At 73.2% G+C, this 21,390-nt stretch carries 19 protein-coding genes and 1 pseudogene; 5 read left to right on the plus strand and 15 right to left on the minus strand.

The genetic code is table 11. From position 1 onward, the window contains the following. Positions 1–132: 132 nt before the first annotated feature. Positions 133–552, minus strand: coding sequence for a MarR family winged helix-turn-helix transcriptional regulator (locus tag ACFVDP_RS26750; RefSeq protein ID WP_383495166.1), 420 nt, complete (start codon positions 550–552; stop codon positions 133–135). 233 nt (positions 553–785) lie between these two features. On the opposite strand from ACFVDP_RS26750, the gene ACFVDP_RS26755 reads away from it, so the two are divergent. Then, the gene (locus ACFVDP_RS26755; protein ID WP_383494584.1) at positions 786–2,243 is read left to right on the plus strand and encodes an MFS transporter; all 1,458 of its coding nucleotides are present in this window, start codon (positions 786–788) and stop codon (positions 2,241–2,243) included. Between the two features lie 3 nt (positions 2,244–2,246). Here ACFVDP_RS26755 and ACFVDP_RS26760 read toward each other — a convergent pair whose 3' ends face one another. Then, positions 2,247–2,780, minus strand: a complete 534-nt coding sequence (locus tag ACFVDP_RS26760; protein ID WP_383494587.1) for a GbsR/MarR family transcriptional regulator — start codon at positions 2,778–2,780, stop codon at positions 2,247–2,249. Positions 2,781–2,855: 75 nt separating this feature from the next. Between ACFVDP_RS26760 and ACFVDP_RS26765 the strand changes: the two genes are divergently transcribed. The 3 genes from ACFVDP_RS26765 (at position 2,856) to ACFVDP_RS26775 (ending at position 5,654) form a co-directional block, all read left to right on the plus strand. Then, entirely contained in the window at positions 2,856–3,752 is an 897-nt protein-coding gene (locus tag ACFVDP_RS26765) for an ATP-binding cassette domain-containing protein (protein WP_383494590.1), read from the plus strand. Continuing rightward, entirely contained in the window at positions 3,749–5,329 is a 1,581-nt protein-coding gene (locus tag ACFVDP_RS26770) for an ABC transporter permease (RefSeq protein ID WP_383494593.1), read from the plus strand. The genes ACFVDP_RS26765 and ACFVDP_RS26770 overlap by 4 nt, the downstream gene beginning before the upstream one ends. A gap of 76 nt (positions 5,330–5,405) precedes the next feature. Next, entirely contained in the window at positions 5,406–5,654 is a 249-nt protein-coding gene (locus ACFVDP_RS26775) for a hypothetical protein (RefSeq protein WP_383494595.1), read from the plus strand. Here the strand turns inward: ACFVDP_RS26775 and ACFVDP_RS26780 are convergent. From ACFVDP_RS26780 to ACFVDP_RS26820, 9 genes and pseudogenes are all read right to left on the minus strand, one after another. Further along, positions 5,617–6,828: a cytochrome P450 gene (locus ACFVDP_RS26780; protein ID WP_383494598.1), complete on the minus strand. Its 1,212-nt coding sequence runs from the start codon at positions 6,826–6,828 to the stop codon at positions 5,617–5,619. The two genes, ACFVDP_RS26775 and ACFVDP_RS26780, sit on opposite strands and share 38 nt — an antisense overlap. A 351-nt stretch (positions 6,829–7,179) precedes the next feature. Next, entirely contained in the window at positions 7,180–8,988 is a 1,809-nt protein-coding gene (locus tag ACFVDP_RS26785) for a serine/threonine-protein kinase (RefSeq protein WP_383494600.1), read from the minus strand. A 76-nt stretch (positions 8,989–9,064) separates the two neighbouring features. Then, positions 9,065–9,730 carry a response regulator gene (locus ACFVDP_RS26790; protein WP_383494603.1) on the minus strand — a complete coding sequence of 222 codons (666 nt, stop codon included), beginning with the start codon at positions 9,728–9,730 and terminating at the stop codon, positions 9,065–9,067. Next, positions 9,727–11,046: a sensor histidine kinase gene (locus tag ACFVDP_RS26795; RefSeq protein ID WP_383494606.1), complete on the minus strand. Its 1,320-nt coding sequence runs from the start codon at positions 11,044–11,046 to the stop codon at positions 9,727–9,729. Before ACFVDP_RS26795 ends, ACFVDP_RS26790 begins: the two co-directional genes overlap by 4 nt. Positions 11,047–11,132: 86 nt before the next feature. Continuing rightward, positions 11,133–11,852, minus strand: coding sequence for a response regulator (locus ACFVDP_RS26800; protein WP_383494609.1), 720 nt, complete (start codon positions 11,850–11,852; stop codon positions 11,133–11,135). Continuing rightward, complete coding sequence (locus ACFVDP_RS26805) at positions 11,849–13,165, minus strand: sensor histidine kinase (protein WP_383494612.1); 1,317 nt, start codon at positions 13,163–13,165, stop codon at positions 11,849–11,851. Before ACFVDP_RS26805 ends, ACFVDP_RS26800 begins: the two co-directional genes overlap by 4 nt. A gap of 230 nt (positions 13,166–13,395) precedes the next feature. Next, positions 13,396–14,577, minus strand: a pseudogene (locus ACFVDP_RS26810) (acyltransferase); the annotation flags it as partial. Then, entirely contained in the window at positions 14,570–15,556 is a 987-nt protein-coding gene (locus ACFVDP_RS26815; RefSeq protein ID WP_383494615.1) for an alpha/beta hydrolase, read from the minus strand. The gene ACFVDP_RS26815 and the pseudogene ACFVDP_RS26810, both read right to left, overlap by 8 nt. Before the next feature lie 195 nt (positions 15,557–15,751). Continuing rightward, positions 15,752–16,627, minus strand: coding sequence for an alpha/beta hydrolase (locus ACFVDP_RS26820; RefSeq protein WP_383494618.1), 876 nt, complete (start codon positions 16,625–16,627; stop codon positions 15,752–15,754). 190 nt (positions 16,628–16,817) lie between these two features. Here ACFVDP_RS26820 and ACFVDP_RS26825 point away from each other — a divergent pair, with 190 nt between their 5' ends. Further along, complete coding sequence (locus ACFVDP_RS26825) at positions 16,818–17,435, plus strand: TetR/AcrR family transcriptional regulator (protein WP_383494621.1); 618 nt, start codon at positions 16,818–16,820, stop codon at positions 17,433–17,435. Here ACFVDP_RS26825 and kynU read toward each other — a convergent pair. The 4 genes from kynU to ACFVDP_RS26845 form a co-directional block, all read right to left on the minus strand. Next, positions 17,419–18,618 carry a kynureninase gene (gene kynU, locus ACFVDP_RS26830; RefSeq protein ID WP_383494624.1) on the minus strand — a complete coding sequence of 400 codons (1,200 nt, stop codon included), beginning with the start codon at positions 18,616–18,618 and terminating at the stop codon, positions 17,419–17,421. The genes ACFVDP_RS26825 and kynU overlap by 17 nt on opposite strands. Beyond that, a complete protein-coding gene (locus tag ACFVDP_RS26835; RefSeq protein ID WP_383494629.1) occupies positions 18,611–19,435 on the minus strand; it encodes a tryptophan 2,3-dioxygenase family protein in 825 nt (274 codons plus the stop codon). The genes kynU and ACFVDP_RS26835 overlap by 8 nt, the downstream gene beginning before the upstream one ends. A gap of 147 nt (positions 19,436–19,582) precedes the next feature. Further along, positions 19,583–19,996: a DUF3151 domain-containing protein gene (locus ACFVDP_RS26840; protein ID WP_383494633.1), complete on the minus strand. Its 414-nt coding sequence runs from the start codon at positions 19,994–19,996 to the stop codon at positions 19,583–19,585. An 18-nt stretch (positions 19,997–20,014) separates the two neighbouring features. After that, positions 20,015–21,190, minus strand: a complete 1,176-nt coding sequence (locus ACFVDP_RS26845; protein WP_383494636.1) for a MalY/PatB family protein — start codon at positions 21,188–21,190, stop codon at positions 20,015–20,017. Positions 21,191–21,390 lie beyond the last annotated feature (200 nt).

Genomic DNA, 21,390 nt, shown 5'->3' on the forward strand with positions numbered 1-21,390 from the left:
CCCCTGAGATGCGCACTTCGTGCGGCATCTCATCAGGGGAGGCGGCGCGAAGCGCCTGCCTCAGGGGCGCGGGGAACTGCGCGAGAAGCCCCACCGGAGCCGCAGACGAACGACAACGCCGGACAGCGAAGGTCAGGGCCTCGGCCAAGGGCGGCCGTCCAGGCGTTCGATCGCTCGGTTCAAGCGGTGCAGGGCGGTGGCGAAATCGGCGACCTCGTCCTCGCTCCAGTCCTCCATGAGCCCTTCGAGCACCCCGAGATACCGCGCCCGGTCGTCGTCGAGGAACTTCCCGCCCTCGGTCGTGATCCGGAACTTCCGGGCGATCCCCCCGTCCGGATCCGGGATCCGCTCGACGAGCCCGGCGCGCATCATGGCCGCCGTCTGCCGGTTGAGCGTAGAGGCGTCGAGCCCCGTCGCCTCGCTGAGCTGGCCGATCGACATCGGCCCGACCATCTGGATGCGGGTGAGCAGGATGTAGGCGCTGCGGTCGAGATGCCAGTCGGCGCCTCTGGCGCGCGGACCGAACAGGTAGCCGTGCCGACCGAGCAGCATGGTCTCGAACTCGACCCGGCGCGTGGTCTCACCCTTGCCCGTGCCCTTGTCCGCCTCGCCGGCCTTGCCCACCTTGTCCACCTTCGCTTTCTCGCACCTGCCCTGCCCAGCAGGTATATCACGCGAGATGTGTGTCATACATACGTTGTGCACCATGCACATTGGCTGTATGGTGCATACGCCCTGCGCGCGGAAACCGTGGAGGGAACCACCGACAAGGAGCACCGTCAGTCATGGAAGCAAGCAAGCCCGAAGCCGCGGGCTCCGGGCGCATCGTCGCCGTCCTCGCCTTCGGCGGCATCGTGGCCTCGATCATGCAGACGCTGGTCGTGCCGCTGCTCGGCGAACTGCCCACGATCCTCGACACTTCCCCGTCGAACGCGACCTGGGTGGCCACCGTCACCCTGCTCGCCGCCGCCGTGGCCACGCCCATCATGGGCCGCCTCGGCGACCTGTACGGCAAGCGGCGGATGCTGCTCGTCTCGACCGTGCCGCTGGTCCTGGGCTCGGTCGTCGCGGCGCTCTCCACGAACCTGGCGACGATGATCACCGGCCGTGCGCTCCAGGGCCTCGGCGTCGGTCTGGTGCCGCTCGGCATCAGCCTGCTGCGCGACCTCGTACCGCCGGAGAAGCTCGGCACCTCCATCGCCCTGATGAGCGCCTCGCTCGGCATCGGCGGCGCGCTCGGCCTGCCCTTCGCCTCCGCCATCGCGGACTACGGCAGCTGGCGGGTGCTGTTCTGGGTGTCGGCCGCGCTGAGCGTGGTCATCGGCGTGCTCTACAAGGTCGTCGTACCGGACAACGAGACGCGCCGGGAGACCGCCGGCGGCTTCGACTACGCGGGCGCCGCCGGTCTGGGCGTCGGACTCGTGGCCCTGCTGCTCGCCGTGTCCAAGGGCGCCGACTGGGGCTGGGGCAGCGGGACCACGCTGGGCCTGTTCGCCGCCGCGGTCGTGGTCCTCGTCGGCTGGGGCCTGTGGGAGCTGCGCACCACCGAGCCGATGGTGGACCTGCGCACCACGGCCCGCCCGCAGGTGCTGCTGACCAACGCGGCCTCGGTCGTCGTCGGCTTCGCGATGTACGCCTCGTCGCTGCTCGTGCCGCAGTTGCTCCAGCTGCCGAAGGCGACCGGCTACGGGCTCGGGCAGTCGATGATGGCGATGGGCCTGTGGATGATGCCGGGCGGCCTGATGATGATGGTCGTCGCGCCGCTGGGCGGAAAGCTCACCGGCAAGCACGGGCCGAAGCTGACGCTGCTGCTCGGCACGGTCGTGATCGCGGCCGGCTACGGCGTCTCGGTCTTCCTGATGGGCGCCGCCTGGCAGTTGATGGTCGCGATGTGCGTCATCACCGCCGGCGTCGGCCTCGCGTACGGGGCCATGCCCGCACTGATCATGGGCGGCGTGCCGCAGTCGGAGACCGCGGCGGCCAACAGCTTCAACACCCTGATGCGCTCCATCGGCACCTCCGTGTCGGCGGCCGTGATCGGTGTCGTACTGGCCCAGATGACGATGAAGCTGGGCCCGGTCACCCTGCCGTCGGAGAACGCGTTCCGCACCGGCATGCTCCTCGGCTGCGGCGTCGCGGTGGTCGCCGCGCTGATCACGCTGACGATCCCGTACCGCAAGGCACCGGCCGCGACGGCGGCCGAGCAGGTCACCGCGGACCTCGCCCCGTCCCCGCAGTCCTGATCCCTAGCGAGGCGGCCCGGACGGGGGCCCGTCCAGGTCGAGCGTCTTGCGGTGCTCCCGCCAGCGCTCCATCATTCCGGCCAGCTCGTCCTGGACGAACTCGAAGAAGGCCAGCGTCTCGGTGAGGCGCCGGCCCGCGGGGGAGTCGGCGCCGATGGTGTCGGCTCCCTCGCGCAGGGCGTCCTCCCAGCGCTTGAGGACGCTGTCGCGGCTGGTGAGCGTCTCGTACCACTGGTTGTCGTGCACCCGGAACAGATCCCGCCGCGTCCCCGGCTCGCGCTCCCGGGTGACCATGTGCTGCTGGGTCAGATAGCGCACGGCCCCCGACACGGCGGCCGGGCTCACCTGTAGCCGCTCCCCCAGCTCGGCCGAGGTCAGCGCGCCGGAGTCGGAGGCGAGCAGCGCCGCGAAGACCCGTGCGGGCATCCGGGTCATGCCGGCCTCGACGAGCTGCGCCGCGAACCGCTCGACGAAACGGGCCCGCGCCCGCCCCGCCGCGTCTGCCGTGCCCGTGCCCTTGTCCGTGTCGGTATCCATGTCCCGGTCCATGCCTCGGAGTTTATACGTTTCCTTAACTTCACAAATTTGTGAAACCAGCGTACTTTCAAAAACATGACGAAGGCAATCACGGTCTCCGGCCTGCGCAAGTCGTTCGGCAGGACCCAGGCCCTCGACGGCCTCGACCTGGACGTCGAGACCGGCGAGGTGCACGGCTTCCTCGGGCCGAACGGCGCGGGCAAGTCCACCACCCTGCGGGTGCTGCTCGGACTGCTGCGCGCCGACGCCGGAGCCGTGCAGATGCTCGGCCGCGATCCGTGGGCCGACGCCGTCGAACTGCACCGCAAGGTCGCGTACGTCCCCGGCGACGTGACCCTGTGGCGCAACCTCAGCGGCGGCGAGGTCATCGACCTGTACGGGCGGCTGCGCGGCGGGCTCGACGCGAAGCGCCGGACCGAGCTCGTCGAGCGGTTCGAGCTGGACCCGACCAAGAAGGGCCGCACGTACTCCAAGGGCAACCGGCAGAAGGTCGCCCTCGTCGCCGCCTTCGCCACGGCCGGCACCGATCTGCTCATCCTCGACGAGCCCACGTCCGGGCTCGACCCGCTGATGGAGGAGGTCTTCCAGTCGTACGTGGCCGAGGCCGTCCGCGAGCGCGGCCAGACCGTGCTGCTGTCGTCCCACATCCTCAGCGAGGTCGAGGAGTTGTGCGACCGGGTCTCCATCATCAGGAACGGACAGACCGTCGAGAGCGGCACACTCGCCGAACTGCGGCACCTGACCCGGACCAGCATCACCGCCGAACTCGCGGGCGAGACGCCCGAGTTGGCCGCCCTCCCCGGCGTCCACGACCTCGACGTCCAGGGACGGCGGGTCAGGCTCCAGGTCGACACCGACCAACTCGACGCCGTACTGAAGTCCCTGGCCGGTGCGGGCGTGCGGTCGCTGACCAGCACCCCGCCCACCCTTGAAGAGCTGTTCCTGCGGCACTACCAGGAGACGGCCCGATGACCGCCGTCGCGGGCACCGGGACGCTGGTGCGGCTCGCCCTGCGCCGCGACCGGCTGATGCTCCCGCTGTGGGTCTACGTCGTCGCACTGACCGTGATCTCCATGCCGAGCACGCTGAAGGGCCTGTACGGAACGGCCGCCGAGCGGGCCGGGGTGCTGACCACGATGCGGGCCAACGGCTCGCTGCGCGCCCTGTACGGCCCGGCGCTCGACGACTCCCTGGGCGGGCTGACCGTCTGGCGGGTGGGCGCGTACGCGGGGCTGTTCGCCGCGGCGATGAGCGTGCTGATCGTCGTACGGCACACCCGTGACGAGGAGGAGAGCGGGCGGCAGGAGATGGTGTCCGCGGCGGCGGTGGGCCGGCGGGCGCCGCTCACCTCCGCGCTGCTCGCCGCGCTCGTCGCCGATGCCGCGGTCGCCGTGCTGATCACGGCGGGCATGGCGCTGACCGCCGACTCGGGGTTCGCGGGCGCGCTCGCCCTCGGCCTCGCGACGGGCGGCACCGGGATGGTGTTCGCGACGCTGGCGGCGATCGTGGCCCAGTTCACCGAGAGCGCGCGGCTCGCCCGCGGGCTGAGCACGGGCCTCCTCGGCGCCGCGTTCGTGCTGCGGGCGGCCGGTGACGCGGGCAGCACGGACGGTTCGTCGGTGCTGACCTGGCTCTCCCCCATCGGCTGGCTGGAGAACACCCGCGCCTACGCCGGGGAACGCTGGTGGGTCCTGCTGCTGTTCGCGGCCGCCGCGGGCGTCCAGGGCGCGGTGGCGTACGTCCTGGCCGGGCGGCGTGACATCGGCATGAGCTTCTGGCCGTCGCGGCCGGGACCGGCGCGCGGGCGGCTCGGCTCGGCGTCCGCGCTGGCCTGGCGGTTGCAGCGCGGCAGCGTCGTCGGCTGGTCGCTGGCGTTCCTCGCCTCGGGCGCGGTGCTCGGCGGGGTGACCGACGGGGCGACGGAACTGGTCGGCGACAACGCGAACACCCGCGAGATCATCCAGCGGATGGGCGGCCAGTCGGGGCTGACGGACGCGTTCCTCGCCGGGATGACCGGCATGCTCGGGATGGTCGCCGCGCTGTACGTCGTCCAGGCGGTCCTGCGGATGCACGCCGAGGAGACCTCCCAGCGCGCCGAGCCGGTGCTGTCGGGCGCCGTGGGCCGACTGCGCTGGGCGGCGGGGCACTTGACGATCGCCTTCGCCGGGGCGGCGCTCGTCATGCTGCTCGGCGGGCTCGGCCTGGCCGCGGGGTACGGGCACGATCTCGGCCCGGTCCTCGCCGCCTGCCTGGTCCAGCTCCCCGCCGTCTGGACACTCGGCGCGGTGGCGGTCCTCCTCTACGGTCTCGCGCCGCGGGCCGCCGTCGGCGGCGGCTGGGGAGTGGCGGGCGCCGCGCTGCTGCTCGGCTGGATCGGCCCGGCGCTCGATCTGCCGCGGGCGGTCCTGGACCTCTCCCCCTTCGGACACCTGCCGAAGATGCCGGGCGGGGCGATGGAGTGGGGGCCGGTCCTGGTGCTGACCGGGATCGCGGCGGTCCTGGTGGCGGCGGGGCTCGCCGGGCTGCGACGGCGGGACCTGTCCGGCTGAGCCGTGCCGGGGTCCCGCGCCGTGCCCGAGCCCGGCCCCGGGAACCTTGCAGAAAGGTTTCATCGTCCGTAGGGGCATGGGCCAACGCACACAAGCCACCGCCGGCTGTCTCTCCGCTCTCGCCGGGCTCGGCCTCGGGCTCGCCGTGTGGATGGGGCTCACCGAGGGGCGCGTGCACCGGTTCGAGACGGGCCCCGACTGGCGGCTCGTCTCTCTCGCGCTGCCCGTCTGCCTCATCGGGGGCATCGTCGCCGGCACCTTCGGCGGGCTCCTGCTGCACCGGCTGCTCAGACCTCGACGGCAAGGCCCGCCAGACCCCGGATGACGAAGTTCGGCTTGCGGACCGGTTCGGCGGCGAGCCGCAGCGTGGGCGCCTGGGTGAGCAACGCCCGCATGGACGCGGCGAGTTCGAGCCGGGCCAGTGGCGCGCCGATGCAGTAGTGGATGCCCGCCGAGAAAGAGATGTGCGGGTTGTCGGCGCGGGTCAGGTCCAGGCGGTCCGGGTCGGTGAAGACGGCCGGGTCGTGGTTGGCCGAGCCGAAGAGCAGGGCCACCTCCGAGCCGCGCGGGACAGTGGTGCCCGCGATCTCGATGTCCTCCAGGACCCAGCGCTCGAAGAGCTGGAGCGGGGTGTCGTAGCGCATCAGCTCCTCGACGGCGGACGGCACGAGGGAGTGGTCGGCGCGCAGGGCCGCGAGCTGCTCGGGGTGGCGGAAGAGGGCCGCCCAGCCGTTCACCGTCGAGTTGACCGTGGCCTCGTGGCCCGCGTTCAGGAGCAGCACGCAGGTCGAGATCATCTCCTGCTCGGTGAGCCGGTCGCCGTCGTCGTACGCCGCGATCAGCCCGGAGACGAGGTCGTCGCCCGGGTCCTTGCGCCGCTGGGCTATCAACTCCCTCAGATACTCCGTGAATTCCACCGACGCGCGTACGGCGGCGCGGGCGACGTCCTCCGGCGGGTTCAGCTCGTACATCCCGCAGATCGCCGCCGACCAGGGGCGCAGCGGGGCCCGGTCGGCCTCGGGCACGCCGAGCATCTCGGCGATGACCGCGACGGGGAGGGGTTCGGCGACCGCCGTGAGCAGATCGCCGCCGCCGTCCGCGACGAGCCCGGCCACCAGGTCGGACGCCAGCTTCTCCACGTACGGCTGGAGGCGCTGCACCGTGCGCGGGGTGAACGCCTTCGAGACCAGGCGGCGGATGCGGGTGTGGTCCGGCGGTTCCAGGTCGAGCATGCCGTGGTCGTTGAGGGTGTGGAACGGCTCGTGCTCCGGCGGTGGGGCCGTGCGGCCGAACTCCTCGTGGGCGTAGCGGTGTTGGTAGGTGCGGCCGAGGCGGCGGTCCCTGAGGAGGGCCGAGACGTCGGCGTGGTGCGGGATCAGGTACTGGTTCGTGGGCTCGAACCGGTGGACCCGGCCTCTCGCGCGGAGTTCCGCGTACGCGGGGTACGGGTCGGCCAGGAAGGCCGGGGACCAGGGGTCGAAGGGGGCCGTGTCGTTCATGGCGTGACGTTAGTACCCGGGGTCGGGGTGCGGGTAGGGCTCTTTCGTCTGCCGGGTCGCTCCGGGTGGGCGGGTGCGGGTTTCGTCGTGGCTGGTCGCGCCCCGTGGCGCAGCCGCCGATGGACACAGCCCCGCGCCCCTGGGTTGTTCGTCGTCTGCGGGCCGGTGGCCGCTTCTCGCGCCGTTCCCCGCGCCCCTGAAATTCGTCGTCTGCCGACCGGTGGCCGCTTCTCGCGCCGTTCCCCGCGCCCCTGAAATTCGTCGTCTGCCGACCGGTGGCCGCTTCTCGCGCCGTTCCCCGCGCCCCTGAAGCATGCGCTGCGCGCAGCTTCCCCTCGAGGCACACGGCGGTCAGCTCACGCGGGTGAAGTGCTCGTCGCCCTTCTTGTCCATGCGGTAGGCGACCAGTTCGTCGCCGTCCCGGTAGAAGCGGTAGGCGGCCCGCGGGGGCGTGCAGCCGGACTCGGTGGCGACGGCGGGGGCCACGGAGATCTCCCCCGGGCCGCTGCCGGACGCCGGGTCGAGGGTCATCAGGGCCGCCGACCAGGTGCAGCCGTCGGACGCGCGGGTGCCGGTGACGACGGGCGCGCCGGCCCGGCCCGCACGGATCCGCAGGGTCCCCTCGTGGCCGCGCCAGGCGCCGGTGAGGGCCGCGGGCACCGGCCGCGAGAGCGGGGTCGCCCGGTCGATCTGGACGAAGCTCCTCTCGCTCTGCTGCCACATGACCTCGGTGCCCGAGTGCGTGAGCGTGACGTGGTCCGGGAAACAGGTGGACGGTTCGCCCGCGCCGGACTCGGTCTTCTCCACCCGCGCTTCGCCGACGGTGATCTGGTTCTTCTTGCGGGAGGTCACCTCGGCCTCGCCGGAGCACAGCAGGTTCGCGCGGCCGGAGAGGAAGGGCACCTTGTCGCCGCGTACGGCACCGGCCGGGATGTCGATGCGCATCATGAACAGCGCCTCGCTCTCGTCGAGCATCGAGGTCCACCCGCCCGCGAAGTCGTCACCGGACGCCGCGACGCTGCGCAGTTCACCGGCGCCAGCGGACGGGGGCGCGGGCTCGTCGTTGGCCTTCTGCACGATCTGCGACGTCGCGAGGGCCACCGCACCGAGCGCCAGCGCGGCGGCGGTCAGGGTGAGCGGGCGGACGCGGCGTCTTCGGGCGGGCTGCATGGCGGTCTCCTGGGCGGCAGGCGGTGCGGCGCGGTCGGTGGTGACCGTCCGCGTGTTCATGACCTCCGATGCGGGTCCCGCGGTTCCCAGCCGGCGCGGTGAGGTGGGCACGGACTGCTCCGCCGTCAGGTCGAGCCGCTCCAGGAGCGCGGGCGGCAGCCAGCCGCCCGGCGGCGCGTGCCGGGTCAGCCCGACGACGTCGTCGACGCTCGGCCGGTCGGCCGGATCCTTGGCGAGGCAGCCCCGTACGAGATCGCTGAGCGCCTCGGGCACGTCGTCCAGCTTCGGGTCCTCGTAGGCGACCTGGAACAGGACCGCGTGCGCCCCGGCCCCGTCGGCGTCGAACGGCGAACGCCCGGTCGCCGCGAACGCGAGCACGCAGCCCAGCGCGAACACGTCACTGGCGGCGGAGACCGGATCCCCGCGCACCTGCTCGGGCGACATGAACTCGGGCGAGCCGAGCAGCGTCCCGGTCGGGGTGTGCAAGGAGTCGGCGGCGGCGCCCGCCGCGTAGGCGATGCCGAAGTCGATGACGCGGGGGCCGTCCGTGGTGAGCAGCACGTTCGACGGCTTGAGGTCGCGGTGGACGAGACCGGCGCCGTGGATGGCCCGCAGCGCGAGGCCCATCCGGTTGGCGAGGGTGTGCGCGGAGGCGGACGGGAGCGGGCCGAAGTCGCCGCGCACGACGGCGTACAGGGTGGGCCCGGGAACGTACGCCGTGGCGACCCACGGCGTCGCGGCCTCGGTGTCCGCGTCGAGGACGGCTGCCGTCCACCGGCCGTCCACGCGCTGCGCGACCCGCACCTCCCGCGCGAACCGTCTCCGGAAGTCGTCCAGTTCGGCCAGCTGGGGTCTGACGACCTTGACGGCCACCGTGCCCCCCGTGGCGGACCTGGCGAGGAACACCCGGCCCATGCCGCCCACTCCCAGCCTGCCCAGCAGCCGGTACGGGCCTATGTGGGACGGGTCGTCGGGATCCAGTGGCTGCATGGCCGGGATTTTCGCACAACCGGAAAAGAACGTGCACCGGTCCCGGAGGAGTGCGGCTCGGAGCCGCACGACCGGATCAACCGGGCGTCACCAGTCGGGCCTCGTAGGCGAAGACCGCCGCCTGGGTGCGGTCGCGCAGGCCGAGCTTCACCAGGATCCGGCTGACATGGGTCTTGATCGTCGACTCGGCGACGACAAGGCGCTCGGCGATCTCGGCGTTCGACAGGCCCTGCGCGATGAGGACGAGGACCTCGGTCTCGCGGTCGGTGAGTTCGCCGTACGCGCCCGGGTTCTGCGCCGCCGGAAGCTTCGGGGTGTCGGACAGCTTCGAGAACTCGGTGATCAGACGGCGGGTCACGGACGGCGCGAGCAGCGCCTCGCCGGACGCCACCACCCGGACACCGTCGGCGAGTTGGCGCGCGGAGGCGTCCTTGAGCAGGAACCCGGAGGCGCCGGCGCGCAGTGCCTCGTACACGTACTCGTCGAGATCGAAGGTGGTCAGGACGAGCACCTTCGTCGCCGACGCGGCGGCCGCGATCTCCCGGGTCGCGTCGATGCCGTTCATCTCGGGCATGCGGATGTCCATCAGGACGACGTCGGGGCTCAGGTCGCGGACGCGGGCGACCGCCTCGATGCCGTTGACCGCCTCGCCGACGACCTCGATGTCGGGCATCGCGTTCAGCAGCACCGAGAAACCCTCGCGGACCATCATCTGGTCGTCGGCGATCAGCACCTTGATCATGCGTCGGCCTCCGGCGCGGCGGCGACGGGCACGAAGACCGTGATCTCGTAGCCGCCGTCGGCGCTCTCGCCCGCCGTCATCTCGCCGCTGAGCATGGAGACCCGCTCGCGCATGCCGGTGATGCCGTGCCCGGCGCCGGGCGAGGCCTTGCGCAGGCCGGTGGCCGGGCCGTTGACGACGCGCAGGCCGAGCCCGCCCAGGACGTAGCTCACCTCGACGGTCGCCTCGGCGCCGGGCGCGTGCCGCAGCGTGTTGCTCAGCGCCTCCTGCACGATCCGGTACGCCGACAGCTCGACGCCGGGCGGCAGGTCGCGGACCGCGCCGGTGACGGTCCTGGTGACGGTCAGGCCCGCCTCCCGCACGTTCTCCAGGAGCCGGTCGAGGTCGGCGAGCGTGGGCTGCGGCGCGTCCGGCGCCGTCGGGTACGCGGCGGAGTCCACCCGTACGACGCCCAGGACCCGGCGCAGCTCGGTGAGGGCCGCCACCGCGTTCTCCCGGATCGTGACGAAGGCCTGCTCCAGCTCGGGCGGCGGGTTCTCGACGCGGTAGGGGGCCGCCTCCGCCTGGATCGCCACCACCGACATGTGGTGGGCGACGACGTCGTGCAGCTCGCGGGCGATGGTCGTGCGCTCTTCGAGCAGGGTGCGCTTGTCGCGCTCGACGGCGGTGACGGTGCGCTCGGCGACGACCTGTCGCTTGGTGGTGCGGTTGACCTGGATCAGCACGACGAGGGCGAGCACGATGCCGGAGAACAGCGCCATCAGCACGGCGTCGCTGAGGTACCAGCCGCCGAACAACTCCCCGGCGAACACCCCGTACATCCCGCTGATCACCCACATCCAGGCCGCCGTACGCGGCCGGGTGCGGGCGGCGACGATCGCCATCACCGCCGTGTGCGCCAGGATGCTGCCGCCCGCCCACGGGTAGCTGCTGTCGCTCACCACGGCGAGGACCGGGGCGGCCGCGAGCGAGAGCCACCAGGCGAGCACCGGCCGTACCAGGGTGAGCGCGACGGGCGCCGCCGCGAGCAGCCCCGCCACCAGCGAGGTGACATCGTCGGCGGAACCCGTCGCGCCGACGGCCAGGCTGATCAGCGCCAGGCACACGATGACGATGTGCGGCAGAATCTCCAGTTCGCCGCGCATCCGCTCCGGGAACAGCTGGGCCACCGGCCCGTCGGTGGAGATCCGGGGCAGCGGACGGTACGCCCGCACGTCCTGGAACAGGTCCGCGCGCAGCCCCCGCAGCGCCGACTGCACGAAGCTGAACTCGGGGCTGCGCTCTCTGGGAGCCGTGGAGGTGGTCGTCTCGGTCATGTCACGACCGTACGGGCCGCGCACGGCCCGGGTCGTCCCCAGCCAGACGGGTCGATGGCGTCCGCCTTGAGTACTACCCGGGTCCGCTACGGCGCCGATCCGGGCCGCACCAGACCCGACTCGTAGGCGAACACCGCCGCCTGGGTGCGGTCGCGCAGGCCCAGCTTCACCAGGATCCGGCCCACATGGGTCTTCACCGTCTGCCCGGCGACCACCAGCTCCCCCGCGATCTCCGCGTTCGACCGGCCCTGCGCGATGAGGACCAGCACCTCCGTCTCCCGCTCGGTCAGCTCGGCGGGCCGCGCCCCGGCCCGCGCCGCACCGCCGGAACCCTCCGACAGGCGCGCGTACTCGGCGATCAGCCGGCGGGTGACGGTGGGCGCGAGCAGCGCCTCGCCGGACGCCACCACCCGCACCGCGTCGGCCAGTTGGTCCGCCGAGGCGTCCTTGAGGAGGAACCCGGACGCGCCCGCGCGCAGCGCCTCGTACACGTACTCGTCGAGGTCGAACGTGGTGAGGACGAGCACCCGCACCGCCGCGTCGGACGCCGTGGCCCGCCGGGTGGCCTCGATGCCGCTCAGCTCCGGCATGCGGATGTCCATCAGCACCACGTCGGGGCGGAGTTCGGCGATCTTGGCGAGGGCGTCGAGACCGTCCACCGCCTGTCCGACGACCTCGATGTCGGGCTGGGTGTCCAGCAGCACCGAGAAGCCCTGGCGGACCATCATCTGGTCGTCGGCGACCAGCACCCGGATCGGCGAGGCGGCCGGGGTGGGTGGAGTGGCCGGGACGGGCGGGGTGGTCATCGACTGCCTCCTGCGGGAAGAAAAGCGCGGATCTCGAAACCGCCGGTCTCCGGCACCGGGCCCGACTCCAGGGTGCCGCCGAGCATCGCGGCGCGCTCCCGCATGCCGAGCAGGCCGTGGCCCGCGCCGGGCGAGTCCGGCACCGGCCCCTCGGGCGCCGTGTTCGTGACACGGACCCGCAGTCCTTCGGGGACGTGGTCGAGGGCGACCTCCACCCGCGAACCCGGCGCGTGCCGCAGCGCGTTGCTCAGCGCCTCCTGCACGATCCGGTACGCCGACAGCTCGACGCCGGGCGCCAGGGGCCGCCGCCGCCCCGTCTCCAGGGTGGTGACGGCGAGCCCGGCGGCGCGGGTGCCCGCGACGAGGGCGTCGAGCCGGTCGAGGGAGGGCTGCGGGAGCTGGGGCGCGGCGGCGGTGCCGGGGTCCGTCTCGTCGGCGGGGCCGTCGGACGGGTCCGCGCGAAGCACTCCGAGGACCCGGCGCAGCTCGGCGAGGGCGTCCAGCGCGTTCTGTCTGATGCCGTCCAGGTTCTCCCGGAGCTCGGGCGGCGGGTCCTTGACCAGGTGCGGGGCGACCTGGGCCTGAATGGAGATGACGGACATGTGGTGGGCCACCACGTCGTGCAGCTCGCGGGCGATGCGGCCGCGCTCCTCCAGCACCGTGCGCCGGGCCCGCTCCTCCGCGGTGATCTCCTCCTGCGCGACGAGCCGGGTGCGGGCCTCGCTGCGGCCGCGTATCGCGATGCCGAGCAGGGCGATCACCGCGAACACGATCGCCGAGAGGGCGGTCGTCGAGGAGTACTTGGCCACCCCGGACACCGTGCGCTGCAACAGCGGCCCGGCCAGAGCGCTCAGGCCCGCCGCGACGACGGCCACCCGGGTCGGGGCGCGCAGCGCGAGGAGCATCAGCACGGTGGCGTGCGCGACGATCGCGGGGCCCGCCCAGGGCCACTCGGTGCCGGGCGGCGCCGACTGCTGGGTGAGCTGGTGCTCGGCGAGCGCGGCGACGACGACCATGTCGGCCAGCGACAGCCAGAACGCCGGTACCGGCCGACGCAGTGCGAGCAGGATCGCGGCGCCCTGTACGGCGGCGAGGAAGGTGCCGAGCGCGACGCCCAGGCCGTAGCGGATGCCGATCTGGTCGATGTTCGACAGCGTCGTGCCGAGCGCGATCCACAGGACCACCAGGTGCGGCGCCCAACGCAGCCATCGCGGGGCGGTGAGTGGTTGTAGCGGCATCGGGGCGAGCGTGCTCAGGTCGCGGCCCAGGGCACGCAGCGCAGCCCCGAAGTCCTCCCCGCCCCCGTCACTCATGGCGCCCAGCCTAGGCTCAGCCGCTTGCCACCCGCCGTGGCTCGATCTGTTTCGTGGCCGGGGGCGGCTTGCGTCGTGGCTGGTCGCGCCCCGTGGCGGAGCCGCTGATGGACACAGCCCCGCGCCCCTGGGTCGTTCGTCATGCGCGGGCCGGTGGCCGCTTCTCGCGCAGTTCCCCGCGCCCCTGAGATGCGCACTTCGTGCGGCATCTCATCGGGGAAGCTGCGCGCAGCGCATGCTTCAGGGGCGCGGGGAACTGCGCGAGAAGCCCCACCGGCCCGCACACGCCCACGCACCGCTCCACCCCGCTCGTGCGTCCGGAACGCCGCCCAGCACACCAAGAGGCCGAGCCCGAACACCGGCAGCCACGCGCCCCGCGCCGCAACCCACTCCAGCGAGTCCGGAGTCGTGTGCAGCCCGGGCAGCCGCCCGGCGAGCAACCCCGACGCGGTGACCGCCATCAGGGCCGTCTGGTGCCAGAGGAAGATCGTCATCGCCGAGAGGTTGGCGAGGGCGATGGCGGCCCAGGCCGCGGGCCGCCGCATCCACCGTCGCAGGGGATCGAGCAGGAGCAGGGCGCCCCCGCACTGGGCCAGCCCGAAGGTGACCGCGGCGAGTGTCGGCGGGTTCAGGTTCGAGACAGCCGCGCCGGGCACGCCGACCATCGACGCCGGGTAGCCCGCGCAGAGGACCAGCCCGGCCGTCGCCACGGCCCCGCCGACGAGCAGCGTCCACGCGGAGCGCCGGGCCGGCTCGGCGCGGGACCAGGCGGCGCCGAGGGTGTACGGGACGAGCCAGCCCGCCGCGACATTGATCCAGCCGAGCCAGGACGGGCCGCCGAATCCGAACCGTATGAGGTCCACGTGCAGCACCACGGCGAGCGGCCACAGTGGGCTCAGCCGGGCCACGAGCGGGGTCAGGGCCGTCAGCCCGGCGAAGACCAGCAGGAACCACATCGGGGACAGCGCGAGCTTGCCCAGGGTGTGGACCGTGGTGAGGGGGACTCCGGCGAGCAGCATCCCGGCCGCCGCGACCGTCCACAGCGTGAGCACGGCGGCGACCGGCCGGAACAGCCGGCCGAGCCGGGCCCGCAGCCACCGCCCGTAGGTGTCACCCCGCTCCCGGGCCGAGGCGAGGCTCTTCGTCGCCACGTGCCCGCCGACCAGGAAGAAGACGGCGAGGGTCTGGAAGAGCCAGGAGACCGGGGCGAGCCACGGCATGTCGTCCAGCGGGCTCGCGGTGTGCAGGGTGCCGTCGCCACCGGGCACGAGGGCCGTGACGCACCAGTGGCCGAGGACGACACCGCAGATGGCGAGGGCCCGCAGCGCGTCGACCGCGCGGTCCCGGTGCGCGGGGGTGGCCGCGTCGACCCGGCGGGTGAACGACCTTATGGACAAGCGGAGTTCAGTCATGGGTGGGCTCCGTGATGTCGGCGTAGCGGCCCGCGGCGATCCGGGCGAGGTTGTCGAGGGAGGGGGAGCCGGGCCTGAAGTAGTCGCTGTGGCCGCCGGCGCCCGCGGCGAACACCCGGGCGCCGAAAGCGGCGGAGACCGGATCGGTGCCGAAGCCGATCGTGGTGCCGAGGACATCGGCCCGGACGTGCGGCACATCGGCGATCCAGTCGTCCGCGCCGCGCGCCGCCCACACCGTCGCCGTGGTGGCGAGGTCCGCCGCGCTGTCGGCCCCCGTGCCGGGGCTGCCGACGAGGGCCAGGTCGGTGACGGCCGAGCCGTCGTGCAGGTCCGGCGCGGCGGCGGCGCACACCACCGTCCCGTAGGAGTGACAGAGGAGGGAGACGGCCGCGGAGGATGGGGCCACGGCGTGCAATCGGCGGACGAAGGAGGTCAGTTCGGGTGCCGCCCGGTCGGCGCGGGTCGTCGTGGTGACCGCCGTGCTGACCGTGCCCGGCGTCTCGTACCCGAGCCAGGCCACCACCGCGGCCCGCGCTCCGAGCTTCTCGTGCAGGGCGAGGGCGCCCGCGCGGAACCGGCCGTAGGTGTCGATCGAGGTGTCCGAGCCGGGGACGAGGACCGCGATCCGCGCGGCGTGCGCCAGGTCGCCGAAGACCTCGGCGGTGCGGCCCGGTCCGCGCGGGTCGAGCTGAAGGAACGTACGGCCGCCGGAGGCCATCGCGCGCAGTTCGCGGGCACGCCCGGCGGCGCCGTGGTCCGCGGCCATAGACGCAGCCCGCGCCGCCGTGGCCCGGTTCGCCGCGTACGCCGTGTCCAGGGACGCGGCCGTGACCGGGGCAAGGCGGGCGGGCGCGGGGGCGGGGATCTCGGGGTGCGCGGCGGCCGACACCGGCACCACGACCGCGCCCGTCACGAGGGCGGCGAGCACCGCCCGCCGCAGCCGCCCCGCCCAGCGCCGCACCCAGACCCGGCCGCCCATGACCCGCCCCTTCCGTCCGGCGCCACCGTCCGGCGCCTCTGGAAAGGAAGGTATTGATCACACGCTGTAGTCGGCATCACACCACGGAGCCAGATCCACCCGTGGCTCTCAGGTATCACTCGGCCCTCCCGCGTCATACCCCGGTATGCCGACCCGGGGTGGCGACACCCGGCGACACCCGGCGAAAAGGTGCCGCTACCAGGCCAGTTGGGCGATCTCCTCCGCGACCACCGCGCACGCGTCCGCCGCCGGGTCGATCAGCGGGAAGTGGCCGACCCCCTCCAGGAACGTGACGCCCACGACCTCGCCCGCCTTCGCCGCCGCGTCGGCGTACGCCTCGGCGAGCGCGAACGGCACCGTGGTGTCGGCGCGGCCCTGGACGAGGGTGGTGGCGATGCCCGTCGGCAGCAGCAGCGCCGGATCGGCGAAGGGCCGCCGCTGCTCGAACAACCCGTCGTCCCCGCCGAGGAGTTGGCCGGCGGCGCCGCCGCACACCCCCAGCTCCTCGGCCAGGGCGAAGTCCGTGATCGGGGCGAGCGCGACCACACCGCGCAGCGCCGCCGGGGCCCCGGTGTGCCACGGCGCGTCCTCGGGCAGCACATGCCGGGCCGCCGCCCACAGCGCGAGCTGGCCGCCCGCCGAGTGCCCGAGGGCGACGACGCGCCGCGCGTCCGCCGTCGGCAGATGCTCGGCGGCCAGCGCGGGCAGCGCGTCGAACACGGCCGCCACGTCGTCGAACGTCTCCGGCCAGCGCCCCGCCACCGGCCCGCTCGCGCCCTGGTGGGGCACAGAACTGCCGCGCCGGTACTCGACGTTGGCGACGGCGAACCCGCGCCGCGCGAGGAAGTCGCACAGCGGGCTCAGATGCGCCCGGTCGTACGGTGCCCGCCACGCGCCGCCGTGCAGGGCGACGACCAGCGGCGCCTGAGCGGCCCCGTCCCGTGGCGCGTAGAAGTCGACGACCTGATCCGGGTGATCGCCGTACGCGGCAGTGACGTCCGGGGGGACGGCGGGGTGCGAGAAGGCCGACGTCTCCTCGGCCTTCTCGCGAGCGACGGCTTCGTCCGGCATGCTCCGACCTCTCAGCGCACAGGGGGGATCAGCAAAGAACCCGCGCGGAAGCACAAGGGGGTCCGGCGAACGGAACCGGCCACGGAACCTGCGGGGTAAGCGGACGCTACCAGGGAGATCACCTCCGCCGACACGCACAGTCACCAGATAAACCGAATAAACGGTCCTGCGGTTCCGTTACCCTGCTGTCATGAGCAGTGAACCCGAACCCGGCACCCTCCGACCCGGCGGCCGCACCGCCCGGGTCCGTGCCGCGGTGCTCGCCGCGGCGGGCGACGTCCTGGCGGAGGAGGGCTTCGCCAAGCTCGACCTCGCCGACATCGCGCGCCGCGCGGAGGTCGGCAAGACGACCGTCTACCGGCGCTGGTCCTCCCCCACCGGCCTCGTCACCGATCTGCTGGCCGAGATGGCCGAGGAGTCGCTGCCGCGCACGGCGACCGGCTCCCTGCGCGGCGACCTGACCGCCAACGCCCGGCTGGTGCGGCGCACGCTGACGGACCCGCGGCAGGGCCCGCTGTTCCGCGCGGTGATCGCGGCCGCGACCTGCGACGAGCGCACCGCGCAGGCCCTCGGACAGTTCTACGAGGTCCGGGTCGCCGAGTGGGCGCCGGTCGTCGAAGAGGCCGTCGCCCGGGGCGAGTTGCCCGCTGGGACGGACGCCGCCGAGGTCGTCCGCGCGGTGTCCGCCCCGCTCTACTACCGGATGCTGACGACCGGGGCCGCGCCCACCGGGGCGGACGCGGACCGGGCCGTCGCCGCGGCCGTCGCGGCGGCCGAGGCCGGGGTGTACGTCAGTCCGTCCGGCTGAGTTCGGCGGCCAGCACCCGCGCCGCCCGCTCCACCTCGGCGAACCCGAGATACAGCGGCGTGAACCCGAACCGCAGCACGTCCGGCGCCCGGAAATCGCCGACGACACCGGCCGCGACCAGCCGCTCCATGACCTCCCCGGCGTCCGCGCAGCGCAGCGCGACCTGGCTGCCCCGCTCGGCGTGGGCGGCCGGGGTCACGACCTCGACCCGGCCCTCGGGCACGTAACTGCGCACGCACTCCAGGAAGAAGTCCGTCAGCGCGAGGGACTTGGCGCGCACCGCGGCGACGGAGACGTCCGGCCGCGACCACACCTTCAGGGCCGCCTCCAGGGCAAGCATCGACAGGATGTCCGGGGTGCCGACCCGGCCGCGCACCGCGCCGTCGGCGGGCTCGTACGCGGCGCGCATCCCGAACGGCTCGGCGTGCGAGTTCCAGCCCGGCAGCGGGGAGTCGAACCGCTCCTGGTGCTCGGCACGCACGTACAGGTACGCGGGCGCGCCGGGACCGCCGTTGAGGAACTTGTAGGTGCAGCCGATCGCCAGGTCCACGCCGTGCTCGTCGAGCCCGACCTCCAGCGCGCCCGCGCTGTGGCACAGGTCCCAGACGCTGACGGCGCCGACCGCGCGGACCGCCGCCGTCAGTCCCGGCAGGTCGTGGAGGCGGCCCGTGCGGTAGTCGACCTGGTTGAGCAGCACCGCCGCCGTACGCGGACCGAGCGCGCCCGGCACCGCCGCCGGGTCCACCGCCCGCACCGTGCACCCGGTCATCCGGGCCGCCGACTCGGCGATGTAGCCGTCCGTCGGGAACGTCGCCGCGTCCACCAGGATCTCGTCGCGCCCCTCGGGGGCCAGGCGCACCGCGCCCACCAGCGCCTTGAACACATTGACGCTGGTGGAGTCGCCGACCACGACCTGCCCGGCGGCGGCGCCCAGCAGCGGGGCGATCAGATCGCCGATCCGCTCCGGCGCCGTCCACCAGCCCGACTCGCTCCACGACCGGATGCGCAGCTCGCCCCACTGGCGGCGTACGACGTCCTCGACCGCGCCCGGCACGTTCGCGGGCAGCGCGCCCAGCGAGTTCCCGTCCAGGTACACCACGTCATCAAGGACGAAGTCCTCGCGCACCGAGGCCAGTTCGTCGGCGGCGTCCAGCTCCCGCGCGCGCTCTTCCAGGTCAGACATGGGACCTCGCCGTCCACAGTTCGGGAAAGACATTGCCTCGTGCGCGCTTCTCCAGCCACGCGACCCCGGCGGAGCCGCCGGTGCCGGTCTTGGCGCCCATCGCGCGCCGGGTCGCCACCAGGTGGTCGTTGCGCCAGCGCCACACCAGCTCGGCGACATCGCTCAGCGCCTCGCCGAGCCGCGCGAGTTCGGCGCTCTCGTCACCCGCGTACAGGGCCGTCCACACCGCCTCGACCTCCGGCGACGGCTCGTAACGCCGCGACACGTCACGGTCGAGGACGGCGCGCGGCACGTCGTGGCCGCGCCGGGCCAGCAGCCGCAGCACCTCGTCGTACAGGCTCGGCTCGTGCAGCGCCTTCTCCAGCTCGGCGTGGACGCGCGGGGCGCCGCGGTGCGGCACCAGCATCGACGCGGACTTGTCGCCGAGCAGGAACTCCATGCGCCGGTACATCGCCGACTGGAAGCCGGAGCCCTCGCCGAGCGCGGCGCGGTAGGAGTTGAACTGGCCGGGGGTGAGCTGGGCCAGCGGCCGCCATGAGGCGTTCAGCGCCTCCAGCTCGCGCACCGAGCGCTTGAGCGCGTTGACCGCGGTGGGTATGTCGTCGTCGGCCAGAGCCCGGCTCGCGGTCTCCCACTCGTGCACGATGACGGTGAACCACAGCTCCATGACCTGGGTCGTCACCAGGAAGACCATCTCGCCGGGATCGTCCGAGCGCAGCGTCTGGAGGTGGGTGAGGACATCGGCCTGGACGTAGTCCTCGTAGGGCGTGGTGCCCGCGAAGTCGAGATGCGGCATCGCTTCCGCGTCGTGGGACATCGCTGTCTCCTGTTGCGTACTACGGGTAGCGGTCCGCCCTGCCGTTACCGGCACGGGGCCCCGGTCCCCACCTCGCATCCTTCACAATCGTCCCCCGAAACGGCAAGGCCCGCCTGATCACAGGCGGGCCCCACGAAACGCGAACGCCTAGCCGAGGGTCTGCGCGGCCGTCGCCGAGGAGTCCTTCAGGAACTGCGAGCAGCGCTCGTACTCCGCCTGCTCGCCGATGGCACCGGCGGCGCGGGCCAGGGCGTGCAGGGCGCGCAGGAAGCCGCGGTTGGGCTCGTGCTCCCACGGCACGGGCCCGTGGCCCTTCCAGCCGGCGCGGCGCAGGGAGTCCAGGCCGCGGTGGTAGCCGGTGCGGGCGTACGCGTACGACTCCACGACGCTGCCCCTCTCGAAGGCCGCGTCGGCGAGCTGCGCCCAGGCGAGCGAGGAGGTCGGGTACTTCGCGGCGACGTCCGCGGGGGCGGTGTCGGCCGCGAGCAGCTCGCGGGGCTCCGGGTCGTCGGGCAGGTGGGTCGGGGGCGGTCCCCCGAGCAGGTTCTCGTGAAGGCTCATGGTCTCCAGTGTGCCGGGTCAGCCGGCGGCCCGGTCGGCCACCTTCGCCACGGCGCGGACCAGCGCCTCCGCGCCGGCCTCCGCCTTGGAGCGCGGACAGCCCAGATTCAGCCGCACGAAGCCCGGCATCCCGTACGTGCCGCCGGGCATCACGGCGACCTTCTCCTCCTCGACGAGGACCCGCTGAAGCTCTTCGTCGTCGTGGATGCCGAGCGGCCGCAGGTCGACCCAGGCCAGATATCCGGCCTCGGGCACCCGCCACTTCAGCTCGGGGAACGCCGCGTCGAGCCGCTCTTCGAGGAGGCGCAGATTGCCGTACGTGTACGAGCGCAGCTCGTCGAGCCAGTCGGCGCCGTGCCGGTACGCGGCGATGTGCGCGCTCAGCGACAGCACGGCGGGCGAGGCGAGACCCTCGGCGGTGTCCATCCTGCGGACGAACTCGGCATGCTCGTCCGGGTCGCCGATGATGCCGTAACTGCCGGTCAACGCGGGGAAGTTGAAGGACTTCGTCGCGGAGGTGACCAGCGCCCAGCGCGGTCCGGCCGCTTCGCTGTAGCGGGTCCACGGCAGATGGGTGTGGCCGTCGTGGGTGAGGTCGGAGTGGATCTCGTCGCTGATGACGGCGACGTCGTACGCACGCGACAGCTCGGCGATGCGCCGCAGCTCGGTGTCGGTCCACACGTGCCCGGTCGGGTTGTGCGGCGAGCACAGGAACAGCACGCGGGCCTCGGGGCGCGCCAGCTCCCGCTCCAGGCCCGCCCAGTCGTCGAGGCCGACGGTGCGCAGCTCGCGGCCGAGCCCGGTGACGGACTTGCGCAGCCCGTCGTAGGTCGGGGCGTGCGCGACGACGGCGTCGCCCTCGCGGGTCCACATGCGCAGCAGCTGCGCGATCTGGTTGAGCACGGACGGCCCGTACACGAACCGGTCGGTGTCGATCTCGGTGGCGTACCGGTCGCGGTACCAGTCGCGTATCGCGCCGCGGAAGTCGTCGTTGTGCTGCCAGTCCGTGTAGCCGAACACGCCGTGCCCGATGCGCGCCGTGAGGGCGTCGAGCACCTCCGGTGGGGACCGGAAGTCCATGTCGGAGATGGTGAACGGGAGCAGGTCCGGCACGGGGAACCGGTCCGTGATGCCGTCCCACTGCACGCACCAGGTGCCGCGCCGGTCGACGACGGTGTCGAAGTCGTACGTCACTGCTGGGTCCTCCAGACATGGCGCGGGGGGGGGGGCGCAAAAGGGGGGGGGAGGGGCGGGGGGTGTGTGTTTTTTTTCTCTTCCCCTTTCTCTGGGGGGGGGGGGGTTTTTTTGTGGGGTTTGGGGGGACTTCCCCGAGAAGCGGCCACCGGCCCGCGCCCAACAACGGGAAGAGCAGCGCGAAGCGCACGCTCCAGGGG

The sequence above is a fragment of the Streptomyces sp. NPDC057694 genome (genome assembly GCF_042799415.1).
Lineage (GTDB): Bacteria > Actinomycetota > Actinomycetes > Streptomycetales > Streptomycetaceae > Streptomyces.

Bases quoted from the DNA above. Each gene is read 5' to 3' on its own strand.
- ACFVDP_RS26750 (WP_383495166.1), bottom strand. From the start codon at position 552: ATGCTGCTCGGTCGGCACGGCTACCTGTTCGGTCCGCGCGCCAGAGGC.
- ACFVDP_RS26755 (WP_383494584.1), top strand. From the start codon at position 786: ATGGAAGCAAGCAAGCCCGAAGCCGCGGGCTCCGGGCGCATCGTCGCC.
- ACFVDP_RS26760 (WP_383494587.1), bottom strand. From the start codon at position 2,780: ATGGATACCGACACGGACAAGGGCACGGGCACGGCAGACGCGGCGGGG.
- ACFVDP_RS26765 (WP_383494590.1), top strand. From the start codon at position 2,856: ATGACGAAGGCAATCACGGTCTCCGGCCTGCGCAAGTCGTTCGGCAGG.
- ACFVDP_RS26770 (WP_383494593.1), top strand. From the start codon at position 3,749: ATGACCGCCGTCGCGGGCACCGGGACGCTGGTGCGGCTCGCCCTGCGC.
- ACFVDP_RS26775 (WP_383494595.1), top strand. From the start codon at position 5,406: ATGGGCCAACGCACACAAGCCACCGCCGGCTGTCTCTCCGCTCTCGCC.
- ACFVDP_RS26780 (WP_383494598.1), bottom strand. From the start codon at position 6,828: ATGAACGACACGGCCCCCTTCGACCCCTGGTCCCCGGCCTTCCTGGCC.
- ACFVDP_RS26785 (WP_383494600.1), bottom strand. From the start codon at position 8,988: ATGCAGCCACTGGATCCCGACGACCCGTCCCACATAGGCCCGTACCGG.
- ACFVDP_RS26790 (WP_383494603.1), bottom strand. From the start codon at position 9,730: ATGATCAAGGTGCTGATCGCCGACGACCAGATGATGGTCCGCGAGGGT.
- ACFVDP_RS26795 (WP_383494606.1), bottom strand. From the start codon at position 11,046: ATGACCGAGACGACCACCTCCACGGCTCCCAGAGAGCGCAGCCCCGAG.
- ACFVDP_RS26800 (WP_383494609.1), bottom strand. From the start codon at position 11,852: ATGACCACCCCGCCCGTCCCGGCCACTCCACCCACCCCGGCCGCCTCG.
- ACFVDP_RS26805 (WP_383494612.1), bottom strand. From the start codon at position 13,165: ATGAGTGACGGGGGCGGGGAGGACTTCGGGGCTGCGCTGCGTGCCCTG.
- ACFVDP_RS26815 (WP_383494615.1), bottom strand. From the start codon at position 15,556: ATGGGCGGCCGGGTCTGGGTGCGGCGCTGGGCGGGGCGGCTGCGGCGG.
- ACFVDP_RS26820 (WP_383494618.1), bottom strand. From the start codon at position 16,627: ATGCCGGACGAAGCCGTCGCTCGCGAGAAGGCCGAGGAGACGTCGGCC.
- ACFVDP_RS26825 (WP_383494621.1), top strand. From the start codon at position 16,818: ATGAGCAGTGAACCCGAACCCGGCACCCTCCGACCCGGCGGCCGCACC.
- kynU (WP_383494624.1), bottom strand. From the start codon at position 18,618: ATGTCTGACCTGGAAGAGCGCGCGCGGGAGCTGGACGCCGCCGACGAA.
- ACFVDP_RS26835 (WP_383494629.1), bottom strand. From the start codon at position 19,435: ATGTCCCACGACGCGGAAGCGATGCCGCATCTCGACTTCGCGGGCACC.
- ACFVDP_RS26840 (WP_383494633.1), bottom strand. From the start codon at position 19,996: ATGAGCCTTCACGAGAACCTGCTCGGGGGACCGCCCCCGACCCACCTG.